Origin of the sequence: Nitrosopumilus sp. b1 (assembly GCF_014078545.1) — an archaeon.
Lineage (GTDB): Archaea > Thermoproteota > Nitrososphaeria > Nitrososphaerales > Nitrosopumilaceae > PXYB01.
Genome location: NZ_MU078765.1, coordinates 1 through 1,254 on the forward strand (window position 1 = coordinate 1; position 1,254 = coordinate 1,254).

Consider the following 1,254-nt stretch of genomic DNA (forward strand, 5'->3'; position numbering starts at 1 on the left):
TGAATTATTTTTTGAGCTATCACAAAAGATAAATCTCAAAGCTAGTCAGTGTGCGCGATGACAAAAAAAGCAGTTCTAGCATTTAGTGGTGGACTAGACACATCAGTTGTAGTAAAGTATCTACAAGAAGACCATGACATGGAAGTCATTACAGTTACAGTTGATGTTGGACAGGGAGATGACTACAAAAAAGTTGCAGCAAAGTCAAAGAAACTTGGTGCAAAAAAACACTACCATATAGATGCAACAAAAGAGTTTGTCACAGATTATGTTTTTCCTTCAATTAAAGCAAATGCATTATACCAGAAAAAATATTGTTTGGCAACAGCACTAGCAAGACCACTTATTGCACAAAAGTTTCTGCAAGTGGCAAAAAAAGAAAAGGTTGATGCACTAGCGCATGGTTGTTCAGGTAAAGGAAATGATCAGGTACGCTTTGATGTAACAATGCGAGCTGGCTCTAACTTGCCAATCATTGCACCAATTAGGGATTTGAATTTAGATAGGCCAACTGAGCTAAAGTTTGCAAAAAAGCATGGCATCTCAATTGATAGTGTTGCAAAAAAATATTCAATTGATCAAAACCTTTGGGGTCGTGCAATTGAAGGCGGAGATTTGGAAAACCCATACAATGAACCAAAAGATGATGCATTCATTTGGGTTAAAACAAAGAATCTTCCAAAGAAGCCAACTTACATTGAAATTACATTCCAAAAAGGAGTTCCAGTTGCAGTTGATGGCAAAACAATGGGCCCTGTAAAATTATTAGAGTATGTTAACAAAAAGGCAGGAGCAGCTGGCGTTGGAATCATAGATCATATCGAAGACCGTGTAGTTGGAATAAAGTCTCGTGAAGTATATGAGACACCAGGAGCACTGTGTCTAATTGAAGCTCACCAAGATCTAGAAAAGATGGTTCACACAAAACATCAAAACAAATTCAAATCAATCATTGATGATGAGTGGGCCCATCTAGTGTACTCTGGTCTTTGGGAAGACCCACTTCGAGCTGACTTGGAGGGATTCATCAATCAAAGCCAGAAATACGTCACAGGAACTGTAAAGCTCAAACTATACCAAGGCAGCATGCGTGTTGTAGGCAGGAAATCAAAGTACTCACTGTATAGTCATGATGTTGCCACATATGGCGAGGATTCTACTTTTGACCAGAAATTAGCTAAAGGATTCGTGGAATTGTGGGGAATGCAATCAACAGAAGCTAATAAATTACAAAAGAAAAGGTGAAAAAAAACA

The 1,254-nt window shown here is 38.1% G+C and carries 1 protein-coding gene; it reads left to right on the forward strand.

Annotated features, from left to right (window positions below):
- Positions 1-57: 57 nt before the first annotated feature.
- Complete coding sequence (locus C6988_RS10500) at positions 58-1,245, forward strand: argininosuccinate synthase (protein WP_182135352.1); 1,188 nt, start codon at positions 58-60, stop codon at positions 1,243-1,245.
- The last annotated feature ends 9 nt before the right edge of the window (positions 1,246-1,254 follow it).